23 protein-coding genes, 1 pseudogene and 1 other annotated feature are annotated in these 26,462 nt (G+C 55.2%); of the genes and pseudogenes, 10 read left to right on the top strand and 14 right to left on the bottom strand.

Annotated elements, in window-relative coordinates:
• The first annotated feature begins 159 nt into the window (after window positions 1-159).
• From KVT34_RS18510 to KVT34_RS18495, 4 genes and pseudogenes are all read left to right on the top strand, one after another.
• Window positions 160-1,017, top strand: a complete 858-nt coding sequence (locus KVT34_RS18510) for an AraC family transcriptional regulator (protein ID WP_217560295.1) — start codon at window positions 160-162, stop codon at window positions 1,015-1,017.
• Between the two features lie 149 nt (window positions 1,018-1,166).
• On the top strand, window positions 1,167-2,240 hold the full coding sequence (locus KVT34_RS18505) for a Gfo/Idh/MocA family protein (protein ID WP_217560294.1): 1,074 nt from the start codon (window positions 1,167-1,169) through the stop codon (window positions 2,238-2,240).
• Window positions 2,238-2,402: a sequence feature (23S ribosomal RNA rRNA prediction is too short), on the bottom strand. It overlaps the preceding gene by 3 nt.
• Before the next feature lie 209 nt (window positions 2,403-2,611).
• Window positions 2,612-3,474: pseudogene (locus tag KVT34_RS18500) on the top strand (sugar phosphate isomerase/epimerase family protein).
• Between the two features lie 329 nt (window positions 3,475-3,803).
• Window positions 3,804-4,073, top strand: a complete 270-nt coding sequence (locus KVT34_RS18495) for a hypothetical protein (protein WP_254634977.1) — start codon at window positions 3,804-3,806, stop codon at window positions 4,071-4,073.
• A gap of 14 nt (window positions 4,074-4,087) precedes the next feature.
• Here KVT34_RS18495 and KVT34_RS18490 read toward each other — a convergent pair whose 3' ends face one another.
• Window positions 4,088-5,353, bottom strand: coding sequence for a glucuronate isomerase (locus KVT34_RS18490; RefSeq protein ID WP_217560292.1), 1,266 nt, complete (start codon window positions 5,351-5,353; stop codon window positions 4,088-4,090).
• Window positions 5,354-5,415: 62 nt separating this feature from the next.
• Window positions 5,416-6,183 (bottom strand): SDR family oxidoreductase, encoded by a 768-nt coding sequence (locus KVT34_RS18485; protein ID WP_042232116.1) that lies wholly within the window; start codon window positions 6,181-6,183, stop codon window positions 5,416-5,418.
• 295 nt (window positions 6,184-6,478) lie between these two features.
• Here KVT34_RS18485 and KVT34_RS18480 point away from each other — a divergent pair, with 295 nt between their 5' ends.
• Complete coding sequence (locus KVT34_RS18480) at window positions 6,479-7,333, top strand: AraC family transcriptional regulator (RefSeq protein WP_217560291.1); 855 nt, start codon at window positions 6,479-6,481, stop codon at window positions 7,331-7,333.
• Between the two features lie 143 nt (window positions 7,334-7,476).
• Here the strand turns inward: KVT34_RS18480 and KVT34_RS18475 are convergent, their stop codons facing one another.
• The 4 genes from KVT34_RS18475 to KVT34_RS18460 all read right to left on the bottom strand — a co-directional run bounded on the left by KVT34_RS18475 (window position 7,477) and on the right by KVT34_RS18460 (window position 11,091).
• Window positions 7,477-8,577 (bottom strand): YitT family protein, encoded by a 1,101-nt coding sequence (locus KVT34_RS18475; protein ID WP_217560290.1) that lies wholly within the window; start codon window positions 8,575-8,577, stop codon window positions 7,477-7,479.
• 82 nt (window positions 8,578-8,659) lie between these two features.
• The gene (locus KVT34_RS18470; protein WP_217560289.1) at window positions 8,660-9,901 is read right to left on the bottom strand and encodes a cation:proton antiporter; all 1,242 of its coding nucleotides are present in this window, start codon (window positions 9,899-9,901) and stop codon (window positions 8,660-8,662) included.
• 4 nt (window positions 9,902-9,905) lie between these two features.
• Window positions 9,906-10,400 carry a cation:proton antiporter regulatory subunit gene (locus tag KVT34_RS18465; RefSeq protein ID WP_009675736.1) on the bottom strand — a complete coding sequence of 165 codons (495 nt, stop codon included), beginning with the start codon at window positions 10,398-10,400 and terminating at the stop codon, window positions 9,906-9,908.
• Between the two features lie 331 nt (window positions 10,401-10,731).
• Window positions 10,732-11,091, bottom strand: coding sequence for a hypothetical protein (locus KVT34_RS18460; protein WP_217560288.1), 360 nt, complete (start codon window positions 11,089-11,091; stop codon window positions 10,732-10,734).
• 222 nt (window positions 11,092-11,313) lie between these two features.
• Here KVT34_RS18460 and KVT34_RS18455 point away from each other — a divergent pair, with 222 nt between their 5' ends.
• A complete protein-coding gene (locus tag KVT34_RS18455) occupies window positions 11,314-12,006 on the top strand; it encodes a M24 family metallopeptidase (protein ID WP_217560287.1) in 693 nt (230 codons plus the stop codon).
• A 33-nt stretch (window positions 12,007-12,039) separates the two neighbouring features.
• On the opposite strand, the gene KVT34_RS18450 is transcribed toward KVT34_RS18455, so the two are convergent.
• Both KVT34_RS18450 and pdxR read right to left on the bottom strand, forming a co-directional pair.
• Entirely contained in the window at window positions 12,040-12,801 is a 762-nt protein-coding gene (locus KVT34_RS18450; protein WP_217560286.1) for an HAD-IIB family hydrolase, read from the bottom strand.
• A gap of 319 nt (window positions 12,802-13,120) precedes the next feature.
• Window positions 13,121-14,500, bottom strand: coding sequence for a MocR-like pyridoxine biosynthesis transcription factor PdxR (gene pdxR, locus KVT34_RS18445; RefSeq protein WP_217560284.1), 1,380 nt, complete (start codon window positions 14,498-14,500; stop codon window positions 13,121-13,123).
• 282 nt (window positions 14,501-14,782) lie between these two features.
• Between pdxR and KVT34_RS18440 the strand changes: the two genes are divergently transcribed.
• Window positions 14,783-15,424, top strand: a complete 642-nt coding sequence (locus KVT34_RS18440) for an iron-containing redox enzyme family protein (protein WP_217560283.1) — start codon at window positions 14,783-14,785, stop codon at window positions 15,422-15,424.
• Between the two features lie 19 nt (window positions 15,425-15,443).
• Window positions 15,444-15,893, top strand: a complete 450-nt coding sequence (locus tag KVT34_RS18435) for a hypothetical protein (protein WP_217560282.1) — start codon at window positions 15,444-15,446, stop codon at window positions 15,891-15,893.
• 163 nt (window positions 15,894-16,056) lie between these two features.
• Here the strand turns inward: KVT34_RS18435 and KVT34_RS18430 are convergent, their stop codons facing one another.
• From KVT34_RS18430 to KVT34_RS18420, 3 genes are all read right to left on the bottom strand, one after another.
• On the bottom strand, window positions 16,057-18,111 hold the full coding sequence (locus KVT34_RS18430) for a glycerophosphodiester phosphodiesterase family protein (RefSeq protein WP_309244106.1): 2,055 nt from the start codon (window positions 18,109-18,111) through the stop codon (window positions 16,057-16,059).
• A 230-nt stretch (window positions 18,112-18,341) separates the two neighbouring features.
• Window positions 18,342-20,099 carry a fibronectin type III domain-containing protein gene (locus KVT34_RS18425; protein ID WP_217560281.1) on the bottom strand — a complete coding sequence of 586 codons (1,758 nt, stop codon included), beginning with the start codon at window positions 20,097-20,099 and terminating at the stop codon, window positions 18,342-18,344.
• Between the two features lie 359 nt (window positions 20,100-20,458).
• On the bottom strand, window positions 20,459-20,743 hold the full coding sequence (locus KVT34_RS18420) for a GNAT family N-acetyltransferase (protein WP_217560280.1): 285 nt from the start codon (window positions 20,741-20,743) through the stop codon (window positions 20,459-20,461).
• Between the two features lie 108 nt (window positions 20,744-20,851).
• On the opposite strand from KVT34_RS18420, the gene KVT34_RS18415 reads away from it, so the two are divergent.
• Complete coding sequence (locus KVT34_RS18415) at window positions 20,852-21,301, top strand: GNAT family N-acetyltransferase (protein ID WP_217560279.1); 450 nt, start codon at window positions 20,852-20,854, stop codon at window positions 21,299-21,301.
• 64 nt (window positions 21,302-21,365) lie between these two features.
• Here the strand turns inward: KVT34_RS18415 and KVT34_RS18410 are convergent, their stop codons facing one another.
• On the bottom strand, window positions 21,366-22,328 hold the full coding sequence (locus KVT34_RS18410) for a DUF4097 family beta strand repeat-containing protein (protein WP_217560278.1): 963 nt from the start codon (window positions 22,326-22,328) through the stop codon (window positions 21,366-21,368).
• A 210-nt stretch (window positions 22,329-22,538) separates the two neighbouring features.
• On the opposite strand from KVT34_RS18410, the gene KVT34_RS18405 reads away from it, so the two are divergent.
• A complete protein-coding gene (locus tag KVT34_RS18405; protein WP_217560277.1) occupies window positions 22,539-22,955 on the top strand; it encodes a YuzC family spore coat inner layer protein in 417 nt (138 codons plus the stop codon).
• A 386-nt stretch (window positions 22,956-23,341) separates the two neighbouring features.
• Here the strand turns inward: KVT34_RS18405 and KVT34_RS18400 are convergent, their stop codons facing one another.
• Both KVT34_RS18400 and KVT34_RS18395 read right to left on the bottom strand, forming a co-directional pair.
• Window positions 23,342-24,205: an NAD-dependent epimerase/dehydratase family protein gene (locus KVT34_RS18400; RefSeq protein WP_217560275.1), complete on the bottom strand. Its 864-nt coding sequence runs from the start codon at window positions 24,203-24,205 to the stop codon at window positions 23,342-23,344.
• Between the two features lie 158 nt (window positions 24,206-24,363).
• Window positions 24,364-25,983 (bottom strand): glycoside hydrolase family 13 protein, encoded by a 1,620-nt coding sequence (locus KVT34_RS18395; protein ID WP_217560274.1) that lies wholly within the window; start codon window positions 25,981-25,983, stop codon window positions 24,364-24,366.
• Between the last annotated feature and the right edge of the window lie 479 nt (window positions 25,984-26,462).

The raw sequence follows: 26,462 nt of genomic DNA, 5'->3' as shown, positions 1-26,462 counted from the left end.
AGGACGGGGCTTCATAGTCACACAGGGTGCCGCAGCGTACGACGTTCTGGACACGCATTGCCTGCAAATAGAAACGGGAAGCGCTTGCATGCTACACTAAAGTCAGAAAGGCCGCTTCCGGGCGGCCCTACATCCCGATAAAGCGTGGTGCTCTCCCGCATGTTCACGAACCAGCACGATCGCAAAGATTCGCTCGGCCTGAGCTACCGCAACGAGGGAAAGGTCGATTCCGTTTTTCATTCCCATGCGTATTACGAAATTTATTACTTCCACAGCGGAAGCTGCAACTATCTGATTGGCGGCAACATCTATATGCTTCAGCCCGGGGATCTCATCCTCATGAACGGCATGACGCTCCACTGCCCCAAGGTCGACACCGCCGTCCCTTATATCCGGACGACCGTGCATTTTGAACCGGCGGCCCTCAAACCGTATCTGGAGCTTCCTCACGCGGTCAATGTTCTCCAGCCTTTTCAGGAATTGAAAAACTGCCGCCTCACTCTTCGCGGCCCCGACAAAGAGGAAGCGGAGCGCATCCTGCATGAAATGAGCATCCACCGCAAGACGGACGGCTTGATCGCTTACAACCGTCTCCACCTCGCATTTCTGGACCTGCTGTATTTCGTTCGCGAGCAGTGCCGGCGGACGCTGCGCGCGGGGCGCGAATTTTCTTCCGAGAAAGAAAAACACGTCCAGCGTATCGTCAGCTTTCTCGAAGAGCGCTTTGCGGACGATCTGCACTTGGAGCATCTTCAGGAACACCTGAACTTCAGTAAATTTTATTTATCTAAAATTTTCAAGGAAATCACGGGGCTGACTATTTTTCAGTTCGTGTACCGCCGCAGAATCAACGAGGCCAAGACGCTGTTCCTGCACAATCCCGGCCACTCCGTGACTGATGTGTGCCTGCAGGTTGGCTTCAAGCATCTCGCCCACTTTAGCCGCTTGTTCAAGCAGCAGGTTGGCCTTACGCCGGAAAAATATAAGAAAACGGTCCGCGAGCAGCTTTCTTCTTAAGTTCTTAACGGCCAGCCTCCGGATTGGCATCATTGAGAAAGGTTCACACAGGCCGGGGGATTCACACCACCCGTTCGGCAAATAAAACCGCGAACCGGACTCGGGCCTACGCCAGCATCGGCTCATAGCCATGAAAGGAAGGATTTCTTTTGCATAAAAAAGACGGCATGAACTACGCCCCCGAAGGAAAACCGGCGCCGGTCGTCGCGCGGGGCGACTTTATTTTCGCCGCTGCGGGATTGGAGCACGGCCATATTTACGGCATGTGCAACGGACTGCGGGAAGCCGGGGGCGAGCCGAAATGGGTCTACGACCCCGATCCCCTGAAAGTAAAAGCTTTCCTGGCCGCCTATCCCGGCGTACGCCCCGCCGCGTCGCTGGAGGAGATTTTACAGGACGAAGAAGTAAAGCTGGTAGCTGCCGCGGCCATTCCGTGCGACCGCGGTCCCCTCGGCGAGAAAGTGATGCGCAGCGGCAAGGACTACTTCACCGACAAAACACCGTTTACCGCGCCGGACCAGCTTCAATCGGCCAAGAGGACGGCAGCCGAAACCGGCCGCAAGTACGCGGTCTATTTCAGCGAGCGCCTGCACGTCGAGAGCGCCGTCTTCGCGGGCCAGCTCGTCCGCGACGGAGCGATCGGGCGCGTCGTGCAGGTGCTTGGTCTCGGCCCGCACCGGCTTAACGCCGCTTCTCGGCCCGGCTGGTTCTTCGAGCGGGCCAAGTACGGCGGCATCTTGTGCGATATCGGCAGCCACCAGATCGAACAGTTCCTGTTCTTTGCCGGCTGCCGGGATGCACAGGTGCTGCACAGCAAGGTCGCCAACTACAACAACCGGCAGTATCCGGAGCTGGAGGATTTCGGCGACGCGACCCTGCTCGGAGACAACGGGGCGACCCAGTATTTCCGCGTCGATTGGTTGACGCCGGACGGCCTGTCCGTCTGGGGGGACGGACGCACCGTTCTCCTCGGCACGGACGGCTATATCGAGCTGAGGAAATACGTCGATATTGCCCGCAGCACGCAGGGCGACAACCTGTACCTCGTGAACGGCGAGGGCGAGCGTCGGCTTGAGCTGAGCGGCAAAGTCGGCTACCCGTTTTTCGGGGAGCTGATCCTCGACTGTCTGAACCGTACGGAGCATGCGATGACCCAGGAGCATATTTTCAAAGCGGCCGAGCTCTGCCTGCTTGCCCAGCAGAAAGCGGTCAGGGCCGAGTAGCGGCGGAAATCCCGTCTTTTACGGACGCTAAATTTCAGGCGCAAAGTCGCTCGACCCGTCAGCTACTATGCACTCTTAAATGATGGCTGCCTCTAAGCCAACCTGGTTGTCTGTGCAGTTCTACATCCTTTCCCACTTCAAGCGATTGAGCACCATAGCTGATGATCCGGACTGCATGACAACGGATTTAGCGGCTCGCTGTCTGATTCCCGGGTTAATGTCTTGGACATTCAGAGTTTAACTGGACTAGGTAACCCTCAGCCCCAAGCCCCGTGACCACAGTCATGCGATATCCCATCGAGCGCTTTGAACTGCCCGCAGTATAGCGATTTATACTTAACCAACTTTTCCGACCGGAGGTGCCCAATCGAATGAAACTGTCCGTGTTTACCGTCGCTACACCCGAGCTGTCCCCGGAGCAGCTTGCCGCCGCTGCCAAAGAAGCCGGAATCTCCGGCATCGAATGGCGATACAAAGAGATTCCGCCCGAAATGGCCGGTGAAGCGCCGTCCTTCTGGCGCAACAATCTCTGCTCCATTTCGCCGGAGTGGGACGATGCCGAGCTGAGCCGCTTCCAAGACGCCGCCGAGCGTCACGGATTGCGTTCCCTCAGCGTGACACCTTACCTCGACGCCGGTGATCTGGAAGGCGCGGAGCGCGTGCTGGACGCCGCCCGGCGGCTCGGCGCTTCCTTCATCCGGCTCGGCGTACACCGCTATGACCGGACGCGGAACTTCCGCGAGCTGTTCGGACTGCAGCGGGCCTATCTGCGCGAGGCGGAAGCCCTATGCCGCCAGTACGGCGTGAAAGGCCTCGTCGAGACGCACCACGTCACGATTGCGCCGAGCGCCTCCGCCGCGCCTACCGCCTTGTGGAAGGGCTGCAGTCCGAGCATATCGGCGTGCTGTACGACCCGGGCAACATGGTCTACGAAGGCTTCGAGAATTACCGGATGGGGATGGAAATTCTCGGCCCTTATCTCGCCCACGTGCACGTCAAGAACGGGGGCTGGGCGCCGGGTGCCGATGAGAACGGCATGACCCGCTGGGTTTCCGCCGCCCGCCCCATGAACCGGGGAATGGCCGACTGGCGGCAGGTCGTCGCGGATCTCCGGGCGGTCGGCTACACGGGCTGGCTGGGCGTCGAAGATTTCAGCGGCGAGCTGCCGGGTCCTGAGATGCTGAAGAAGTTCAGCGCTTTTATGAACGAGCTGATGCAGCCTTCCGAAGCATAGAGGCACCGTTCGCACGTTAAGAAACCAGCCGGATTTTCCGGCTGGTTTTGCTTTTTCGGGAGGGGCGGAGGCGACTTTGCGCAACATCCATTTAACATTCCAATATTATCCATATATAATGAAACGTATATTGCTCTCCCATTTTTGGTATACGCTCAAACTTTCTTATAATAAATGCTCTAAAACTATAGAGAAAGGAGAGGTTCGTCATAAAGAAAATCATTGTATTCGTACTCCTGATTTTATCCGCAACAGGATGTCAAAACCGCCCCGAAGCCGAACCGGCCCCAAAACCATTAGCGGATTTTTACCAAGCCGATTGGGACAAAATGGATCGGATCGATATCCGCAACGGCGCCACCGGGGAACTAAGAACATTTAAGGAAAAAGAAATCCTCCGAAAATGGATCGACGAAACCAGCCGCATAAAGATAACCCCCGATCCTAACCAGGAAAAGAGAACGGGCTTTAGATATTCAGCAAATTTATATGAAGGCGATCAGTTGAAGTTCGGCTTTACGGATAGCCACATCGGGAACGTATATATACTTCCTTCAGAACAGCTTCATAATCAGCTTAAAAGCTTGTTCGAATCATAAACTTTACTCCCCGCCTACCTCGCTTCTCTGCCCAAAAACCGCCAGAAATTGCGATGATACAGATCGTCGAAGTCGCGCTGTATCTCTTCCTCCGTCACGTACCAGCCGCTGCCGTGCAGCTTTTCGTACTTGTCCGCAAGTACCCGGCCGATGATGGAGCGGGAATGCTCCCACTTGTAAATAAGCTGCTCCAGAACGCGGCAGTCCGAGTGCTGCGGGATGACGGAGGTTCCGAGCAGCTCCACCCGGAAGCGGGTCATCTCCTCCACCATCGATTCCACGTGGAGGAACCACCAGCAGCCGAAAATCATCAGGTTGCGGAATTTGCGCGCAAGCACCGCAAGCTCATGCTGATTTTCGCGGGCCAGCATCGTGACCAGGAATTTCTGGTCCGGATACCGCCGGCAGAGGGCCTCCACCGCGGTCACGTCCGAGTGCATGCTCATGTCGCCCGCCAGACGGAGGCCCGGATTGACCGAACGCCGCACCCCGATCATGAGCGCAAAAGGAATGCCGTGCTCGAGGCATACCGGGACCATCGCTTCGTCGATCATCCGGCTGCGGTGATCGTCCGACGGATACACGAAATCCCCCGGCATGGAGACGGCCAGATAGAGCGCATCCATCCGCCGGATCCATTCCGACAGGAAACGGCAGACTTCCCCGCGCGTCTCCTCCGTCCATGCCTCCTCCACGCGGTATCCGAGCTGCTTCAGCTCGCGCACTGCCTGCGGCCAGTTGTTCAGCAGCGCATCCACACGCAGAGCCGCGGAGAAACGAGGGTCCGTATTGCCTCCGCGATCCAGCCACACCGCCCGCTCGGCCGCATCGAACGGGTCGTTCGTCATGACAATGTGCTCCACCTTGGCGAGCTTCATGACCGTGTCGAGCTGTCCGCGCAAATCCCGGCCTGCCAGGTGGCGGCGGTATTCTTCCAGATTACGGCTGGAAACATCCAGTCCAAGCCGGTCCAAAATCGTGATCAGTCCGCTTGCGGCCTCGCTCACCGGAGAATGATCGACGAACAGCTTTTTCCAGATGGCATCCGCCTGTTCCCTTTTCGTCATCGCCCAGAAAGCCTCATAAGAGTCCTCCGACCACCGGAAGGACTCCGAAATCAGGTAGTGATACGTCAGCAGCTCATCGATTCCCCAAAGCAGAGAATCTTCAAAGTCCGCGGAATACAGGTGGGTATGCATATCGGTGACCGGGGTGGAGGCAGCCAGCCTCCCGACGATTTTTCTAAGCTCCGCCGCGTTTTGGATCGTTTGTGCTTTCACGGTTCCACATCCTTTGATAGAGGTAAATTTTGCAAAAAAGTCCCGATAAGAAGCGCTGTGCTCTAAATCGTCATGGCCCCGAATCCCCCGTCGACCCGCAGGATAGAGCCGGTTACAAAACCCGACGCCGCGGAAGAGGCCAAGTACACGGCGGCACCCTGAAGCTCACGCGCTTCACCGAATCGGTTCATCGGCGTATGGCTCATAATGGAGGAAATCCGCTCCTCCGAAAGAATTTTGCGGTTCTGTTCCGCCGGGAAAAATCCCGGTACGATCGCGTTCACGCGCACTCCGGCCGGAGCGAACTCCCTCGCCAAATATTGGGTCACGCTGTTCACGCCGGCCTTTGAGGCGGAATAGGTGAACACCTTCGACAACGGCGGATCGGCCGATACGCTCGAAATGTTGATGATGCTCCCGCCGAGCCCGCTTTCCACCATGTATTTGCCGAAGACCTGGCAGGCCAGCATGACGCTTTTCAGATTGACGCTCATGATGCTGTCCCACTCCTCTTCCGTGATCTGGAAAAAAGGAGTGGCGCTGTTTTTGCCCGGGCAGTTGAGCAGAATATCGGCTCTGCCCGTCCAGTCCAGCACTTCGTCCAGGACACGCCGCAAATCTCCCGACGACGTCGCATCCGCCTGGAAGCAGCGGGCCTCCCCACCCCCTTGCTCGATGCGGTCACGGACCGCCGCGGAGGTAACCGGATTGCGGCCCACAACGGCCACCTGCGCTCCGTGTCCCGCCAGTCCGGCCGCCATCTCCCCGCCCAGTGTGCTGTTGCCGCCGATAACGACTGCCGTTTTGCCCGTCAAATCGAATAAATTCATATGAGGTTGACTCCTTTTCGCTGCTGCGGCTTCCGGGGAATAGTCCTACTAAATATAACAAGGACACAATCTATGTTCCCCCAGGATAAGCCGATTTTTTTTAAAACATAGACGATTGCGCTTTATATCTCTGCCCTTACCGTACCATGACCACTTGTAAAACGCTTTCTTCTCGTTATGCACCTGGCTTTGTTCATTTATATGTAGTTGGTGTGATCTTTAAGCGGGTGTGTTAAACTGTTCGTAACTTCTCCTATCGCTTACTCTCAAAATCGAAAATCCGGAGGACAGCCGTATGAGCCTGATGGACACCTTTACGAGGCCGATAGAAGCCCTGTATAACACATCCCGCATCCCCGCCGGTTTTCACTCCCATCTTTATTATGAACTTTATTATTTTCACAGCGGACAATGCAGCTACCTGGTCGGGGACCGGATTTATAACCTTTCCCCGGGCGACCTTCTTCTGATGAACGGCATGACTTTGCATTATCCCAAAATCAACCCGGCTTTCGAGTACTGCCGCACGATTGTTCATTTCGATCCGGCCTATGCCGAGGGGCTGTTCCTTGCACCCTTTCACACTCCGGTGCTGAACCCGTTCAAAAGAACGGATAACCGGCTGATTTCTCTGGAGCCTGGCGAACGGGCGATTTTGGAACCCATGCTGGAAGAATTGTGCTCCCTATCCGGAGAAAGCAATTCTTTATGTCGCGACAGGTTTCTCGCTTCTTTTATGCGGGTTCTGCTTCAAGTGTATGAAATCGCGGACAAACCCCGTAACCGGAGCCACGAGCCCGCCGGACCCCGACAGCAGCATGTGCAGCAGCTCATTTCTTATGTGGAGGCGCATTACACCGAGGATTTGCGCCTGGATGACATCGCCGCAGCCGTCCACTTGAACAAGCACTATCTCGTTAAAATGTTTAAGGAAACGACCGGTATCACCTTGTTTCATTACTTGTACCGGCGCCGCATCAACCAGGCGAAAGTTCTTTTCACCCTGGAACCCCAAAAAAGCATCACCGAAACCGCCTATGAAGTCGGCTTCAAGCATTTGTCTCACTTCAGCCAGACGTTTAAAAAGTTTACCGGCCTGACGGCCGACGAATACCGCAAACAGGTGCTGAACACTTACTCGAAAGAGTGAGGTATTGGTTGGGGGCCGCTGCGTAAAACGCTAAGAAGGCACCGCAGTTTATTACTGCGGTGCCTTTTATGCCGACGGGCAAACCTCCCGGCGGTGCTTTGCTTTTAGTCTTGCTCTTGCCCTAGCTCCCGCTCACCAATCCGCTATTCCGCCAAGCTTCCGTCCCTTCTTCGGCCCCGCGAATCCGTCACGATACCGGCAGCCGGGTCGATCGCTTTCACAATGGCTTTCAGGCGGGCTTCTTCCATAAAATGAATGGTATAAGAAAGGCTGCAGTCTCTGCTGCGGCTGAAGCTTTCGCTCCTCGCTTCATCCGGCGCTCCATCGTCCGGCCCGGGGCCGTTCCCTGCCGCCCCTCCCCCCGCAGACTCACGAGGCTCGATAGGCCGGAAATTCGCGATGACCCGCCTGGAGCGTCTGCTGAAGAAACGCTCGGCGGCCCGCTCCAGCCCGTAAACGTGACGCTCTTCCGGTATCGCTCTTTTTGCAGCCGCCTCGCGTTTTTCCGCCTCTTCAGTTTCACAGTCAGAGGCCTTCCGTCCCAGCCTGGCCTCCATCTCTTTCTCGATTTCGGCGCAGTGCCCGCTTACAATCGTAATCCGGCGGTGTACCGAGAACCCCCGCAGACTGAAATGGACCGTTTCATACGCGAGCAGGTAAGCGAGAATGGAATACATCGCCTGATCCCAGCCGTAAATAAAACCGGCCCCCGCCAAAATAAAACAGTTCAGCAGCATGAAATCTTGATCTTTGAAGCCGAATTTCACCAGTTTCTCGGTGTGATCCCGCGTTTCCAGCGTATCCAGAGTCCCCCCGTAGCGGATGACCAGACCGATCCCCAGCCCCAGCGCGCTTCCTCCGCAGAAGGCGGCCGTCATCGGATTTTCGATCAGAGCCGGTACCGGATGAAGAATGAGGGCGCTGAGCGAAAATACGAGCAGGCCGAGAACCGTGAGCACCGCGAAATTTCGCCGGACCTTCCGGTACGAAAGCAGAATAAGCGGCAGGTTCAGAACGAACAGAAACAGGCCGAGCTTCATTTCCGTAAAGTGAGCGGCCAAAGCGGACAAACCCGTCATCCCTCCGACCAGCATCCGGTTCGGGATCAGGAACAGCTCCAGCCCTACTGCGGCCAGCACGCTCCCGCAAATCACCATCAAGAGCTTGAAACACCACTGTGCCAAGGACCAACCGCCCGGTACTTCTCCGGCCGGACTCATACGGACATTTTGCAAAAGCTTCATCGGAATTCCTCCTCATCGCTTAGATTACGTCCTTACAGGACCGTACAATCAGCCAGCGTCCGAGTGCGAATATCCCGCGGCGTTACCCGCTTCCTTCCTTTTGCAGAACGGTTTTGCCCTCCTTTTTGCCGGACGCGTCTTTGAAAGGAATCACTTTATTCATCCACTTGTAAATGGTTTTGCTTTCCTTGGTAAGCAGCGGCCCGAGAATCGCCATAATGAGTACGTACAGAGCCGCGAACGGCTGTAAAACCGCAAGCAGTCCGCCCGCTTTGCCGAGATTGGCCATAATGATGGAAAATTCGCCGCGCGACACAATGGTCAGGCCGATGTTGGCCGAAGCCTTCGAAGGCAGACCGGCGCTTCGCCCCGCAAGCAGTCCGGCGGCCAAGTTCCCGATCAAGGTAATCGCGACGGCTCCCAGCGACATCCAGACGGCTCCGCCGAGCGCCAGGGGATCGATGGTCAGCCCGAAGCTGAAAAAGAAAATGGCGCCGAAAAAGTCCCGGAACGGCATGATCAGATGCTCGATCCGCTTGGCGTGTTCCGTCTCCGCCAGGACAAGCCCGACGAGAAGGGCCCCGATCGCTTCCGCGACATGAATCGTTTCGGAGAAGCCCGCTACGAGGAACAGCGCCGCGAAAATCACGAGCGCGAACAGCTCGTTGGAGCGGATGTTCAGCAGCCGGTTCAGGAGTGGGACGGCTTTTCTGCCCGCGATGAGCAGCACCAGCATAAATCCGAGCGCGATGAGCGCGGAGAGCAGCACGCCTCCCAGCGTTGTGGAACCGCTTAGGACGAGTCCTGACAGGATAGAAATGTAGACGGCGAGGAAGACGTCTTCGAACATGATAATACCGAGGATCATTTCGGTTTCTGGATTGGCCGTTCTTTTCAGATCGACCAAAACTTTGGCCACGATGGCACTGGAGGAAATCGTCGTAATTCCGGCAATCACCAGAATTTCGGCTAGAGGAAAACCGAGCGCCCAAGCGAATATGACGCCCAGCGTAAAATTAATGAGGATATAAATCGTACCGCCCACGGCGATGGAACGCCCCGACTTGATAAGCCGGCCTACCGAGAACTCCAGTCCCAGATAGAACAGAAGGAACAGGACCCCGATCCGGCCCATAAACTCGATCAGCGGCGCGCTTTCAATGAACCGGAAATCAAAATGCCAGATCTCCAGCGCGTGCGGACCTACGGCCATCCCGATCAGAATATAGAAAGGAATGACCGAGAAGCGGAGTTTGGCCGACAACAACCCGGCCGCCGCAATAAGCGCGATGGCCAGACCTACCTCGAATACCATGTGATTCATCTATTCAACCACTTCCATTCTTTAAAATGTGCCGGAACAATTTTTGCTGCTGTCTTTCCCCGACCACGATCAGAGTCGAGTCGGCGGATAGGACATAATCCGGTCCCGGATTGATCTGCTTGCCGTGATTTTTGTCGACCACCGCAATGATAGTCGCTCCCGAATTTTGCCGGACGTCCAGCTCGCCGATTGATTGGCCGATGCACGCATACTCCGGGTCCATCTTGTACCATTCGATGATCAAATCGTCCAGAGCCACTTCGATCGACTCCAACGCCTTCGGTTTATACGTCAATCCGCCTACGATTGCGGCAAGCTGACGGGCTTCATCGTCGTCAAGGGTAACCATGGACAAGCTCTCGTCCGGATCGTCATAGTGAAAATGGTACATTTCGCGTCTGCCGTCGTCATGAAGGATAACGACGATCTTATCTCCGCCGCGGGTATTCATCAGAAACTTCTTTCCTATCCCCGGCAAATCGGATTCTCTTACGTACATAGTGGAATAGCCTCCTATAAATGAGTGTAATTATGGACCGTCCGGTCCTGTTTCAGACTGCCCATGCGCTTAGCGCCGTAAGGAGTCTAAGAATTCGGACAGACGGGGGCCTTGCCGCCCGGCTTATTTTTTTTGCCGAGGCTCATCAACGTTTCCTGTATCATCCATTTTATTTTTATACATATTTATGCATAATTTATGCATTCGGGAAGAATTCGGACAGACTCAAAGAAACCGTCTCAAAGCGGCCGAAAAAAATGATACGGGCAAATAACTTTGTTCAAAATTCGGATGAACGGAACTTACGATTGGCCGGATAACGGCAGAGGATTTAAACCACGTAATTGGACGTGAATTTGATCGGAAGAAGGAATTGTTTGCGCCTTAACAGGCAGATGAAGGGTTTGTACCGGAGCCCTGGAATGGGGGCTTTAAAGAGGGTAAACAGGCACAGCACGAATAAGACCACGAGGGTGTTGGCCGCCTTCACCATTTTGGCAAAATGATGGGTAACGGCTTTGCGGATCACATACTTGGATTTGTGTTCGCCAAGCGGAGGGACAGACTCGTACGTAGAGGAGGACTGGCTGGCCGCGGCTTCCTGAGTCAGAGGCACGGGCGCGGAGAAGCTCAGCAGAAAAGAAAGCGCAAGAAACAGGCACCAGCGAATGATCGCGTTCCGTTGCTTCATCGTCTCCCCCCTTTTGTAATCTGTTACAACTATGATAACACATTTTGCGCCTTCACGAAACAGTTTTGGACTTATTTTATGCATTTTTTTGTTTGATTATGCAAAATGCCGGCAGCCTGTCCCTACGACCCTGCCGGATCTGTAACTTCCCAGCTTGTCCATCAACCCGTACAATAGGGGAGGTGATAATTGGAAGCCCGTTAGAGAGAGGAGTACAACATCATGGCAGCATCCAGACAGGAACGTCATACAAATTTACGCGAGGCGGAAAAGAAAGCCCTTGCGCTTTTCGAATTGGCCGAAGCGAAAGGAATTCTGCGCAGCGGCGTTACGGAGAAAGAATTGAACCGTGAAATTTATGAGTTCGCCTTCGAGCTTTACGGGATTAAAAAATATTGGCACAAGCGGATCGTGCGTGCGGGAAGCAATACGCTTCATCCGTACCGGGAAAATCCGCCCGACAGAATGGTGGAGCCGGGGGACATTCTCTTTATCGACTTCGGACCGATCTTCGAAGATTGGGAAGCCGATTTCGGACGCACCTACGTGTTTGGAGACGATCCCCTCAAAAATAAACTGCGGCGGGACGTTGAACTCGCCTGGCATGACGGCAAGGCTTTCTTCGATTCCCGTCCGGACATAACGGGCAGCGAGCTTTACGATTTTATGAAAGCTTTGGCCCGCGATTACGGCTGGGAGTATGGCGGCCCTCACGCCGGTCATCTTATCGGGGAATTCCCCCACGAGATCGTACAAGGCGAAGAGGTCGAGAATTATATCCATCCCGACAACCACATTAAGATGCGGGATAACGATAAAAACGGCCTGCTCCGCGACTGGATCTTAGAGATCCATTTTGTGGACCGCGAGCGCGAGATCGGCGGATTTTTCGAGCAGCTGCTGACGGTGGACTAATCATCCGCCAAAAAAAAGGAGCCTGCACGGCACTCAAACGAGTACCGTGCCGAGCTCCTTTAATTTTTGCAGGATATTCTCCTCCGTCCGGTCGTCGACGGCGATCCTCTCCTTGGCGAGTTCAGCCAGCGCATCATGGTCCCCGATCAGCACCGAATGCTTCGCTTTCCGGAAAAGCGGCAGATCGTTGTTGTCGTTGCCGAAACAAATGAACTCATCCAGCTGAAGCCCGCAGCCGCTTAAGGCCGCCATCTTGTTGACGCCTTGGCTGGTCACATCCAGAATACCCTCGGAGGAATGATGATGGATCGTAACGTCCAAGGCTCTCAGCTTCGCGGACAGCTCCTCAAACCGGCTGCAGGAGAGCACGACGATTTTGACAAATGATTGAATGTCGTCCAGCTCCACGCGTCTCGCCAGCCCACGGGGATCCACATTAGCCAGGAACGGGTGTCCGGGACTCAGACGGTAAGCATAGTTCCATGTATCGTCGATAAGATATTCGGCCTCATAATCGTTCAGCAGGTTAACGATTTGCCCCGCTAACGGCCCGGGAATCGGCTGGTACGCCAGCGGCTGCTTGCGGTAAAACGTCATCGCGCCGTTCGCCCCGATCAGCAGATGTCCGCCGAATCTATCGTCTAGGACGGGTAGCATATCCCGGCAGGGCCGTGCCGATGCGAAGCCCACAAAGTGCCCGGCTTCCTCCAGCTCCAGCAAAACATCCAGAATGCGTTTCGAAATCGGCTGTCCTTTGAAGCAAATCGTTCCATCCAGATCAAAAATAAAGTTCATGTTCACGCCCACCTTACTCGGTTGATGTACCTAATCGTAACGGGTACGGCCCGTCCGTTAAAGGGACAGAACGCGCAAAGTGAGCAGGACACCCCGCAGGCGTGCGGCAGGCTTGCAGGCAAGCTGCGGCAAGTGTGCGGCCGATGTACGCCCGAATCCCCTACCGCCCTCTCAGGCCCGCGAATCGTAAGGGGCGGTACCGGCACAGCCGCGCCCCCGCAATACGGCGCGGGCCGGGCGTACAGAGCACGGCCCCACCTTCCCGCTCGGAGCCTGCGCAGCGGGAACAAGCGGCCCGCCGCCCCCGCAATGCGGCGGCTCAGAACCACGCTTCCGCCAGCGCCTTCACGCCGGCGGCAATTTCCTCCCGGCCCAGCGCCCCGTATCCGAGCAGCACGGTCGGATGCTCGTCCCTGGGCCGCAGCCAGTACCGGGCGGTGCCATACACCCGCACGCCCTTTTCCAGGGCCGCTTCGATCAGCTCGTCCTCCGACCGGTCCGTCCGTACGGTCAGGAAAGCGTGAAGCCCCGTGTCTTTGCCCTCGGCTTGCGCTTTTCCCGGCATATACCGTTCGAGGGCCTCCGAGAAAAAGTGCCGCTTCTCCTCGTAAAGCCTCCGCATCTGCTGCAGATGCTTGTACCAGTATCCGTCGGATAAGTACCGGGCGAATGTAAGCTGGTCCAATGTGGAAACCGGTTGGTCGTACTCCGGGACTTTCAAGTGAAACTCGGAAAGAAGCCCGGCGGGCAGCACCATGTAGCTGAGATTGAACACCGGCAGCAGCGCCTTGGAGATCCGGCCAATATAAACCGTCTTGTCCGGGACCATGCTCTGAATCGCCGGAAGAATCCCTTCCTCGTATTTAAACTCCCATTCGTAATCGTCCTCGATGAGATATTCGCGGGAGCGGGCCCAATCCGCCAGCTCCGTTCTTTTATCGGCAGGCATCGTCATCCGGTTCCTGAACTGCTGGGAGGGGCTTACATACATCACGTTCGCGGCGCTTTCCGTAAGTTCCCGAAGAGAGACACCGCTGCCGGCCAATGGAATCGGGTGGACGCGAAACCCCAGATTCAAAAACGTATTCCGGGCCCCGTCGTAACCGGGATTCTCGACACCGATCCTGTGCTTCTTCACGTCGAGAAGCTGGCTTAACAGCATCACGAGCTGCTGGGGGGCCGCTCCCACGACGATCTGGTCCGGGGTAGACAAAACACCCCTGGATTCATACAAAAGCCTGGACAGCTCCTTACGGAGCGGATATTCCCCCTGGCTCGTTCCCTCGACGGCATAACGGCTCTGGTACTGCGCGACCAGGAGATTGCGCACCTTGTTCCAATGCCGGAAGGGGAACGTCCCCAGCTCAATATTGCCGTAGCGGAAATCCGTCGTGACCGTCCGTTCGGGGGTATTTGCTTCTTCCGACCGGATAACCTCGCGCGAGGAGGCATCCGGCTCGTACGTCACGCAGAAGCCCCTCTGGGGGATATTCCGCAGATATCCTTCCGATATCAGCAGCTGATAGGCGTTTTCCACGCTATTTTTACTGACGCCGAAAGACCGGGCACTGCTGCGGAGCGAAGGAAGATATTCTCCGCTGCGCAGCCTTCCTTCCCGGATCCCGTTTTTGAAATAGGTATATAACTGGTGAAAAATCGGCTTTTTGCTGGCCGAAAAATCCAGTGTAAATTCACGCATGACGCGACGCACCTCCTAAGCCCGGATGCTTCCTCCGGCCGACCCGAGACACTGGGCATACGGCATCCTTATCGCTGCCGAGTGCCGCGCCTCCTAATTTTTATCGTACAGATCCTGCTTTTCCGGTCCACAACTTCATTCTTATCTTCCCAAACCTGTCTTGAAACTTCAAGAGAAGATAATTTAACAGAAGAGAATAAAATTTTACAGAATTTTGTCGTTATTTGTCTTAATAATTTACATTATTTTGTCGATATATATGTAGAAAGGGGAGATACCTGAATGACAAGCGTTACAACAACCAAAGAAGAAGTTATCGAAAGAATCAGCGGGATCATTTCATCGGAGCTTGAGCGTGTTAAAACTGAAAATCCGTTCTTTCTGAACTTCCCGGCGGAAAAAAATCCGCAGTATTTCGTCTGGTGCAACAACCTCTATCATTTGTCCAAACATTTTGGCGAACTGCTGAAGCTTAGATGGGAACGGTTCCCCGATGTGGACCACGATGTTTTCTCCACTCACTATGACGAAGAGAAAGACCATGCCGAAATGCTCCGCAAATGGATGATCGGCATCGGCTTGGACGATCCCGAAAACCATACGGCCAATTACGAGACGGAACACTTTATCTCCCTCCAATACCGCGCAGTTGCGGCCATGGACGAAAATATGTCGCTGCTGATCATCAACAGCACGAGCGAAGGCTTTGCTCACGCCGTCTATCTTCACGCCTACAAAATTCTCCAGGAAACCGGCTTCACGGATCTCGAGTACTGGGCGATTCACTGCGAGGCGGACGAGGAACACAGCCAAGTGTATCATCTCATCCAGAACATGACCGAGAAACAACTGAAGGAAGCCGAGCATCTCGTTAAGTATACCTGCAACACGTTGGACGTCATGCTCGCATCCTGGTTTAAATAATTCGCGAAGGGGTATCCAAATGAGCGTTGTACTAAAAGATAAATTCAGCTCCAACATGGATAAAGCCAACCTGGTTTTTGCCTGGCAGGTCGTCGATAACCTGACGGTCGAGGAAGCCCAAGAGGCTGCTCGCATCATTACCGAAACTGTGGCAAATAGCGCCAAAGCGGGCAAAGTCAAGCTGCTTGTCGACAACCGCTTTATGGAGCGCGACGGACGTCCGATCGTGTTTACACCGGAAGTCAACAGCATCTGGGAAGAAGCGCAAAGAACCGTATTCCCTCACGTTTCCCACATTGCCGTGCTGTGCAGCGGTTCGATCATGAAGATGCAGATGGACCGCATCTCCAGAAATTCGAACATTTCCGATATTCAGAAAAGCTACTGGAACAAAGAAGATCAAGTTATGCTGAAAGAAGCTTTCGATTTCCTCGGCATAAGCTCCAACGATCTCGTCAAAAACAAGTAACAGCCGAACGACCCGAGTCCCGCGTTTCCTCCCGAGGAAATCGGGGCTTTTTCGCGTTCCCTTTTCCAATAAAAAAAGCGCACAGATCCCGCAGGATCGTACGCTTTTCGCATCGCGTCGCATAATTTCCCGAAGCCGCCGGGTGCGAAAAAATAAGTTTCGGTCAGCCCGGTTCTTTAACATCCCGGACTTCCAGCGTGATGGGCTGCGTGTACAAGTCGTACTTGCTGCCGCCGTCGATGACCGCCGTATATCTCAGAAGAGCGTGGGCTTTGCCCGGTCTTTTCGCCGTGATCCGGCTTCCGTAAGCCTCCACACTGATTTCGCCGTCAAGCAGAATCACATCGGCCGCCTTCTCAACCCGGTCGCCTTTGAACGTTTCCATCAGGACGGACAAGTCCTTGCTTTCATAGTTGCCGACGACGATATGGTCCTGCACCGGTTTAACGGAGGCCGCCCAATCCGAAGCCCAGAACGCGTAGTCCGTCGTAATGCCGAATGCGCCGTAACAGAAAAATTTAGCAAAATTGCTCTTGTCGTTAAACGTCCAGGGAGAAATCAGAACTCCCCGGTGCTTGGCCGCTTCCATAAAGTTCGGTCCCAGCCCTTTGTAAGTGGTATTGAACGTGGTATTTCTCATCTGCATCAGCCGCAGCGTGTTGGTCAGCGACCCGTCGATATTCGCCTCATTGGCGGTTTCCCCGGTCAGCAGCCCCATCGGCATTTCGGGCATCAGCTCGGAGAGACGTTTCAACTGGTCGGGATTGAAAGACATCATGTTGATTAAATCTTCGGCGCCTTTATCTTTAACCACCTTAACAAAAGCATCCATCGCCGCCGGGTTCTTCGATTTCATCTCGGCCATAATCATTTTGCCCTGACTACGGGCGAGGTCGATCTGCTCTTCGAACGTCGGTATCTGAACGTACGGGAATCCGGCCGGATGCGGTTTGTTGGCGTTCAGCTTTTTGAGCTGGGCCAGGGTAAAGTCCTCGACCTTGCCTTTGCCGTTCGTCGTGCTTTCGAGCAAAGGATCGTGAATGATCACAAGCCGGCCGTCTTTGGTAAGGTACATATCGTTCTCGATAAAATCCGCTCCCGCCTCCAGGCCGAGACGGTTGGAAACGATCGTGTTCTCGGGAGCCTTCGACGGCATTCCCCGGTGCCCGATGATGTACGGCTTGCGGATCAGCGTATTCCCGTGGGAATACACTTTCAGGGCTTTGAAGGCCGCCTTGGGCGAATCGGTCACAATCCCGTTAACCCCCGCCGTAATCAGCGTGTGCAGACCCAGCTCCGGACCGGCCTTCGTCCCCGCCTCCTTCGTCCAGACGACGATTAGCCTCTGCTGAAGGTACGCGACGGAGGAACGGGAGGCCGAGGCCCCGGGCAGAATGGCGATCTTGGCCAGACTGGCCGTCGTTTTGCGGCGGATGTTCAGCAGATCGTCCGCCGACAGATTCCCGGCCGAGCTGAAATCCACGATGCCGCGTAAGGCCGGATACAGCGTTCTGGCCCGCTTGACGAGCTCGCCCCGGTCGGACACGACGAAAGCGTCCTCGATGCCGCTCTTCTTAAGCAGCCCGGCCACGCTGTCCGCCGTCTCTTCGTCCCGGACGTAGAAAGCCGGGATCATCCGGCGGCCCAGCCTGTCCAGAACGGCCTCTAGCGTACCCAGCTCCGTTTTGCCGGAAGGGTCCGTAATCCGGAGTCCGCTGCTCACATGGAGGATGACGGTGGCGGGCTTTGCCGGACCGGACAGCTCCTCCAGCTGCTCCTTGCTGCGCAGCTCCGTCACGATAGTCGGCGCGATGGCGATGCCCGTCTCCGGCTCCGTGACCTGCACAAGCTTGCTCCCGGGTACCGGGGGCTGCTTCACCGGTTGTGCGGCGACACCCGCGCCTGCCCCGACGGGTGGAGGCGTCCCGCCCCTTCCGGCGGAAACTGCCGCTGTTGCGGCTCCGGTTTGTTTCGTTTTATCTGATAAGATGCTCGGGTGATCCGGGGTTCCGCCTGCAATCGTCGTGCCGCTTCCAAGCGCCTGACTTCCTGCATCGGCCATGTGAGCCTGCGGCATCCCCGCACGAAACGGAACTGCCATGCCCACCAAAGCCAACGTAACTCCCACATAGAAAATGTTCCAACGACGTGTCGACTGTTTGCGCTCTTTCCCTGTGGAAGGTTTCAGGTACTTGAAAAATTTTGCCGGTTGCTGCACGGCTCTCCCCCTTACGTGTGGTGAAATGTTCCCCACCCCGATAATCCCGTGTGTATTTGAAGATTATGGTGGATACACTTCATTGTATCAAGTTCTCATTAGTGAGTAACGAATTCTTTATAAAGAATGTTTCAATTTTCCTTAAACTTTTCTTACAAAAATAAAAGACTTCCCGACGTGGATCGTCGGGAAGTCTTTGGAGCAAATCCTAGCTTGCCTGAAGACGGACATTAAGGCAGTTGGTTAAGGAAAGGTTTGACCGTTTCCGCGAAGCTGTAGCCGTTCATGCCGTCCCAGTTGATGGACCAGGTCATGGCACCGCGGATGTCCGGATATTTCGCTACCGGCTTGTAGCTTCCGCAGCTGTTGCCGGTTGCCAGGCAGTTCAGCGCGTTGTTCACAACCGATGCGGATACATAACCGCCGCCCGCAGCCGAAGAGGTTGCCGGAACGCCGATACCGAGCTGGCTAGGCGATACCCACTGGATCGCGAGATCCGTAAGAGCCGTCAGGAAGTCGACGGTTCCTTGGGAGTAACACTTGCCGTCACGGCCGAGCATACAGCCGGAATTGTAGAACTGGGTGTTGATGACTGTCGTAATGTCTTTCACGTTGTTGTAGAACTGGATGTAGCTCGTTTGGTTGTTCTGCATGTCGATCGTTTGCGGAGCCATGGTCAGGACGAAGCCGGAGCCGACTTTCGCCTGAATCTGGCGGACCGCCGTGGTCAGGTTCGGAACGTTGAAGCCGTGCTCCAAATCCACGTCGAGGCCGTCAAATCCATATTCCGTAATAAGGCCGGACATGGTGCTGACAAAGTTGGATACGTTCGGCGAAGCGCTGCTGAGGTCGATGTTGCCTTTCTCGCCCCCGATGGACAGGATGACTTTCTTGCCCTGCGCCTTTTTCGCTTTGATATCGTTAATCAGATCCGCATTGCTATAACCGCCGAGAGCTTTGGACAGATCCGGGTCAATGCCGAAGGTAACGCCGCCCGGCTTGGTCCGGTCCATCTCCGCGAAGGATACGGCAATGATGTCGTACTCGGCCGGCACTTCGCTCAGCTTGAGGTTCTTCGCACCGTTAACGAAGTTCTGCCAGTAACCGGTCACGATGTGCTTCGGCAGTTGACCGCCTCCGCTGCCGGTCGGCTGGGTTCTGGCCGTAACGGCCGCACTGGCCGGAGATACGTTGCCTGCCGCGTCTTTCGCCTTCACCGTGAACGTGTAGGAAGTGTCGGCCGACAAGCCCGTTACGGTAGCGGTCAAGCCCGTTACCGACTGCGCCAGGACGCCGTTGCTGTACACATCGTATTGGGTAACGCCGACGTTATCCGTTGCCGCGCTCCAGGACAGGGAGACGCTCGACGTAGTCGATCCCGTCGCAGTCAAGTTGCCCGGTGCAGTCGGCGCCTGTGTGTCGGAGCCTCCGCTCGTAGGCAGTGTAGTCACGCTGAGCGCGCTGCTTGCCGCCGACACGTTGCCTGCGGCGTCTTTCGCTTTCACTGTGTACGAATAAGCCGTATTCGGGGTCAATCCCGTGTTTGTGTAAGTCAGCGTACTGCCGGAAACGCTTCCAACAAGCGTAGCGTCCCTGTAAATATCGTAGCCCGTAACACCTACATTATCGGTAGACGGGTTCCAGGCAACCGTGATACTGGTGGAAGTCGTCGTTCCGGAAACCTTCAGGCCTGTCGGCGCTGTAGGTGCCTGGTTGTCGACTGTTCCTCCTCCTTGTACTTCTTTCCACAGGGCGGGAACGTTAGGCGGCTCCCAGCCGTTTAACGACGTATGCGGCTGTACGACCTGATAAGTTTTGCCGCTGTATGTGACCGTATCGCCAACCGCATAGGAAGTCGATGCCGCCCATGCTCCACGATCGGCCGCCGAAGCCATTGCGGGAATTAAAGAGGCGAACAAAGTCGCGGTCAGCAGAAAACCGGCGGTTTTCTTCACAACCGATTTTGGACCGGTTAAAATTTTTTTCATAAATAAGATCCCTCCTGAATTGGTTGATCTGCGTTCCGGGGAACGCGGAATGGAATGCATGCTGCATCCGAAGCGCGTAGCGTATTCCCACCTCCTCACGGATTTAAAAAAACGGTTGGCGAAAGAAATGTAAGCCCTTTCCTACTTCCATTTAAACACGGGTACATAACCAAAAGTAGGGATAAATCTATTGAATATAGGGGGAATATTACAGAATCAGACATATAAAAAAGCGCCATTCCGTCTGGAATGAACGCTCGTCGTCAAATTGCCGGGAAACGGGGCCCTACCGCCCCGATCCGAATTCCGTCCGCCGGTTCAAGATCCCCGCCGGGTACACATGCCTTCGCCGCTGAAGTCTATTCTTCTTCACGCCGCCAAATATCGTGATACTCCTTGTGCCGCTTGAAAAGGGCATGCGCGTACGAACAGGCCGGAACGACCGTCTTCTTCTCTTCCCTCGCCTGATCGACGACCGCCCGGACCAGCTCTTCGCCCACTTTCTGACCTCGCAGAGCTTCGGATACGAAAGTATGATCGATCACCAGCGACTCGCTGCCCAGCGGCTGATACGTAATTTCGGCGACTGCTTCCCCGTTTTCCATCACCGCATAGCCGTTGCCTCGTTTGATCGTTTCTCTCATGATATTGGCCTCCTCCTGTTCTGTTCTTTTTATTATTAACCATTTTTTGGCCTTTCTATTTTCCGAGAATCTTGGCAAACTCAAATGAGAACGGGAGGCGGTGGAAAAATGAAAGAAAAACAGGTCAGGGAAATCCGATTGCCCGATTATCCGGCCATTTATTTGTTAAACCAAGACTTCAATCCGAGCCTGCATTCGTTTTCTGAACAAAAAGTAAAAAAAAAGATTGAAATCATCATCCAAAAGACAAACGACATCATTTTGGTCTGTGAACAAGATGAGGAAGTTATCGGATATATCCACGGAAGCCCCTATGAACTGCTTTTTTCCGATTCATTAGTCAATATCTTGGGATTTGTAGTGAAGAAAACGTTCCGAAATCAGGGCGCAGGCAGTATGTTGATCGAGAGTCTTGAAGCCTGGGGAAAAACCAACGGATTTTATGGAATCAAATTATTATCCCATCCGAGCCGGACAGCGGCTCACAGATTCTATGAAAACCGCGGCTATGCGTTTACAAAGGACCAAAAGAATTTTATAAAAACGTTCGACTGCTAGCAAAAAAGCCTTAACCCATTTCCGGGTCAAGGCTTTTTCATACGTGGATGGTTCATGCTCTAAATTATTTGGTCAGCTTAAAATTGCCCGAGCCGGTTCTTACTTTGAGCTTCACTTCGCCGCTGCCGAATTTACCTTTCAGCCGATCTTTCTCATCGTTCTTCTCTTCATAGGAGAAGTTTTCCAAGTCGATGCTTCCGTTGCCGCTGCCGCCCTCGAAGTCGACGGCCAGCGATTTGGGCTCCTCGGTCAGTTCTATCTTCACGTTGCCACTGCCGGATTTGAAATCCGCGTCCCGCAGCAGCTCGCCCGCTTCCACGCGGATGTCGCCGGAATGCGTCTCCCCTTGCAGAGAGCCCTTGCCCTCTTTAAGCTCGACATTTCCGCTGTGCCCTTCGAATTTCAGGTCGTTCGCCGCATACTGTTCGGCTCTGATATCGCCGGAGTCCGCTTTTAGCGTAATAGCGTCCCCTTGAACGTCGGACACGTTAATACTGCCGCTTCCCGCATTCGCAACCAGCTTGGCGAATTTAATCTCACGGAGAGAGGTGTCGCCGCTTCCCGCTTTGGTTTGGACGGAATCTCCTTTCAGAGAATCCAGGTCGATATTGCCGCTCCCGGATTGTACCCGGATGGACTTCCAGTTTTTCTCGGGCAATTCCACAACCAGCTCTACATCGATAATCGTCACGCCTACTCCGATTTCGTTAGGTTCCTCAATTCCGACCGATAACGTATCGCCTTGGGCATCGACCTTGAGCCGAAATTTCTCCGCCTGCTTTTTGCTGACACTGCCGTCCAGGCGTACGTTCACTTGCTCCCCTTCGCCTTTGACGATTCTGGTATCGGCGCTTCCTGTCAGTACGGTAATATTTTGTAAGGAAGCCGCTTCCGCCGTTTTTTCCAGATGTATGGCCTGCGTTTTAAAAGAAAGTCCGTTCCAGGAGAACACGCCCACCGGATTAAAATAATACAGCAGCGCCAGCACCCCCGCGCCAATCAGCAGAAAACCCATATTTCTTCTCATGTAATCACTCCACTCCAATCAACCGACATTGTTCTTGAATCCAGCCGAGCCTTACCTCGCTTTCCAAGTATATCACCAGATATTGACTGTCCGCATTGGACCTGCGAAGGTAATTCTTCCCCGTCTGAAGTCCAGGGGACCGGCCGGACACCAACCCTCCTGATTTTTCATAAAGTGTACAAAAGAACGCCCGAAAAGGAGTCTGTAAGCATGTACAGCCCCCCTTATCCCGTCCCGTATCCTTTCTGTCCCCCCGAGTTCGTATCGGCCGTTCACGGTCTGCCTGCCGGACCGGGCCCGTATCCCCGGTTTCCGGAAAATCCCGGATCCGGATATCCGCCCGTCGAACCGAAGCAGCTGATCTCGTCAGCCGCTTCTTTCCGCAAACTCCTCGCCGACGGCAATGTGGTCCTCGCCCGGCTGTCCGACGAGCCGTTCGCCCGCCGGCTGATGACAGCGGCACAGGCCGGCCGCAAGCAGGAGGTCGACCGGCTCATGAAGGACATCGCCATTTCCTCTGTCCTGTCTGCCCGCTACACCCCGAGCGGACTTATCGTGACCGTGACTCCCGGCGTTCAAGACCCCGCATGCTGCGTCCTTACGATGTCCCTGAAGTGGGGACAGTAAGGTTCCAACAGCATAAAGACAAAGCAGGCCGGAGGGTTCCCGTGGGGCTTGCGGGCTTGCGGGCTTGGATGCCACTCTTGCATCCTCGTCCGGAGGCACCCGCGGCTTTGGCCAGGCGGCTCACGGTCGGTCCGGGCAGCGTTCAGTCCGGCTCGGTGCCCGGGCCTGGCAGCTCTCGGCCGGACCGACGCCGGACCCGGCGGCTTGCGGCCCGGGTAATGCCGCGCCTGGCGCGGTCTCCCGCATCCGGCCCGGACGGCCGAAACGCGGCGCCACGCACTGCGCGCCCCGGGGCCGGACGCGGTGCGGAAGCGGACCGCACCGCCCGCGCAAACCAAAAGGACCGGAGGCACATACACCTCCGGTCCTTCCATCAACTGGCGCGCTTAGTTCCCTTGCGCCAGACTGGCTTTAAACCCTTCGCGCCAGCTCGGGTACACGGGCTCCCAGCCGTATTCGCGCCGGGCCTTGGCGTTGGACGCCCCGCGTTCGCCCCGGCCTTGGCCCGGCTGGAACTCCGGCTCGGGGGCTCCGAGCGCCGTAGCGTAAGCGGGCAGCCAGAGCGTGCCCGGGGCCGGCTCGTCGTCCACGATGTTGACCGCCCCCGAGGGCCACTTCAGCGCAGCAACCGCGGCCAGTGCGGCATCCTCCACGTGAAGCAAGGAGCTGACGCCTTCGGTCGCCTTCACTTCGCCGCTGCGAATCTTGCCGGCGATGGCCCCCTCCCGGGCATACCAGGTTCCGGGGCCGTACAGCAGCCCGTAACGCAGAATGACGGATTCCGGCATCTCCGCCGCCGCACGTTCCAGTGCGGCTACGCCGTCCACCGTCGTCTTCCTCGGCTCCGGCGCCTCCAGATCAAGAGGCACTTCTTCCCCGGCAGGCCCTTCCCCCGGCTCATACATCCACGAAATGCTCTGGGCAATCATTTTCCGGACACCCGCCTCCCGTGCGGCGTCCACCAGATTGCGCGTGCCCTGCTTCCTGATCCGGGCGTTCTCTTCCAGATTATAACCGCTAAGCGCCGTAAGCTGATGAATCACGACCTCGGGCCGCACCCTCCGAAGCTGCGCAATCAGTCCTTCCCGGTCGAAGGCATCCGCCTCCACCGGTACTCCCCCTTGCGCCAGCACCGCTTCCTTCCCGGCTTCGCTGCGAACCATCGCGTATACGGCATGCCCTTCCTTTACCAGCAGCGGCAGCAAGAATCGTCCTATCGCTCCGGTAGCGCCTGCCACAAAAACATTCATCTCCAACCCTCCTGTACAAGTTCCCCTAAACGGGATTCTTTTCCCCTATTAAACAAAGGAAGGCGCGTTTTCGTGACAGGTCAAACCTTTTAAAGCCATCAATCATTGAGGGGGTGAAAAATCAGCCCCACGTCCGCTATCGTGATTTTAGCCCTCCGTTAGCCCTTTACCCGGTAAATCCGGGCCTCGTACGGCTTCATTTCGCAAGAAGAACCGTCCGGACCGTTCACCTTGTAATTCGCAAGAATCAGCTCTTTTTCCGCCGAAGCTATGGAGCCGGGCAGCGTGCAAACCGTACTCCGGTCCGAAATATTCAGCAGGATCAGCCATTTCTCGCCGTCCAACTCGCGCAGGAATGCGTAAATCCGGTCATCCTCTTCCAGAAGAGGCTCGTAAGTCCCGTAGATCATCACCGGATTTTCCTTGCGGAGGCGAATCAGCTTCTGATACGTGTAAAAAACGGAATCCGGATCGGCGAGCGCCTGCTCCACATTGATTTCCCGGAAATTCGGGTTCACCTTGATCCACGGGGTGCCCTCCGTAAAACCGCCGTTGGCCGAGCTGTCCCATTGCACGGGAGTTCTCGAATTGTCTCTCGCCAGGTGCAGCAGGCTCCGGAAAACTTCCTGCGGATCACGGCCTTTTTCCACTTCTTCCTTGTACTTGTTCTTTAACGCGATATCGTTGTAATCCTCGATCGAATCGAACCGCACTCCGGTCATGCCGATCTCTTCCCCTTGGTAGACGTAAGGCATTCCGGGAAGGGTGTGGAGCAGCACGGCAAAACATTTGGCCGATTGTACGCGGTACTCCTTGTCGTTGCCGAACCGGGTGACAAGCCGGGTATGATCATGGTTGTTCAGGAACTGGGAGTTCCAGCCCCGGCCCCACATGCCGTCATACCACCTTTTCTGAATCGCCTTGAACTTGTCCATCTCCCAGTGAGCCATATAATCGCAAACCTCGAAATGGAACAGGGTGTTGAGCTCGCCGCGTTCTTCGCCTACATAGAGCAGGCCGTCCTCCGGCGTCACAAACGGAATTTCCCCGACCGTAAAAACGTCGTAATGCTTCAGGACCCGCTCGTGCATTTCCTGCAAATACTCGTGTATCCCCGGATTATTTCCCAGATAGGAAATATTCTCCGGATGCTCCGCATCGGGAAAACCCGCCTGCTTCGCAAGCAGATTAATGACGTCCATCCGGAAGCCGTCGATGCCTTTGTCGAGCCAGAAGCGCATCATCTCGTAAATTTCCTCGCGCACCCGAGGATTTTCCCAGTTTAAGTCCGGCTGCTCCGTTGCGAAGGAGTGAAAATAATACTCGCCCGTCCGTTCGTCGTATTCCCAAGCGGAAGGTGTGAAATAGGATCTCCAGTTGTTCGCTTCCCGGCGCCAGATGTAATAATCCCTTTTGGGGTTATCCCTGGACGAGCGGGCTTCCGTGAACCATGGGTGCCGATCAGACGTGTGGTTGACCACCAGGTCCATAATCAGTTTCATGCCCCGGGCATGAACTTCACCGAGCAGTCTCTCGAACGTCTCCATTGTGCCGGCCTTGGCCATTACGGTCCGGTAATCCGATATATCGTACCCGTTATCGACATCCGGCGATCCGTAGATGGGATTGAGCCAGATTACGTCCGCTCCGAGCTCTTTTATATAATCCAGTTTCCGGATAACGCCTTCCAAATCCCCGTACCCGTCTCCGTCCGTATCGTAAAAACTTCTCCAGTACACTTGATAGACAACCGCTTCTTTCCACCATGTTTTTTGCATGCGCTCGCACTCCTCGCTGAATAAAGATCGGTTTCCAAATCTATAATTCGGCGCCGGGACACCCCGCCCCTTCAAAAGCCGCCGGATGCCTTACTCAATAAAGCGCCAGCCAAGTCTTTTCGGATTCGCCATAAAAAAATATATTTATTATGTAAAGCGTGACGGATGTGTGAACGGCACTGTCAATATTGTACCCACGGTCAATAACCTGCGGTCAATTCCAGCTGCCCCCTTTCGTCCCCCTCTCTCGGTATTTCGTCGCTGAAACAGGGTTTTCCGCCGCTCAAAATTGCTAATTTTAGTTAAATTTTATAAAAAATGTTTGACAAGGACACCGGCCCATTCTATACTACAAATACAAAAACAAGTTTTCCTACCCGTTTACTTGCATATTGATTTTATCGTCGCTTCATAGTCCCGCCGTTCCAGACGGCAGCTTTTCCGACCCACTTGGAAAGGGGTGATGCCACTCGGTTTGT

This window comes from Paenibacillus sp. GbtcB18, assembly GCF_019091125.1.
Lineage (GTDB): Bacteria > Bacillota > Bacilli > Paenibacillales > NBRC-103111 > Paenibacillus_F > Paenibacillus_F chitinolyticus.
The sequence above is the reverse complement of the archived record's forward strand: the minus strand, read 5'-3'. Positions and strand labels throughout refer to the sequence as shown.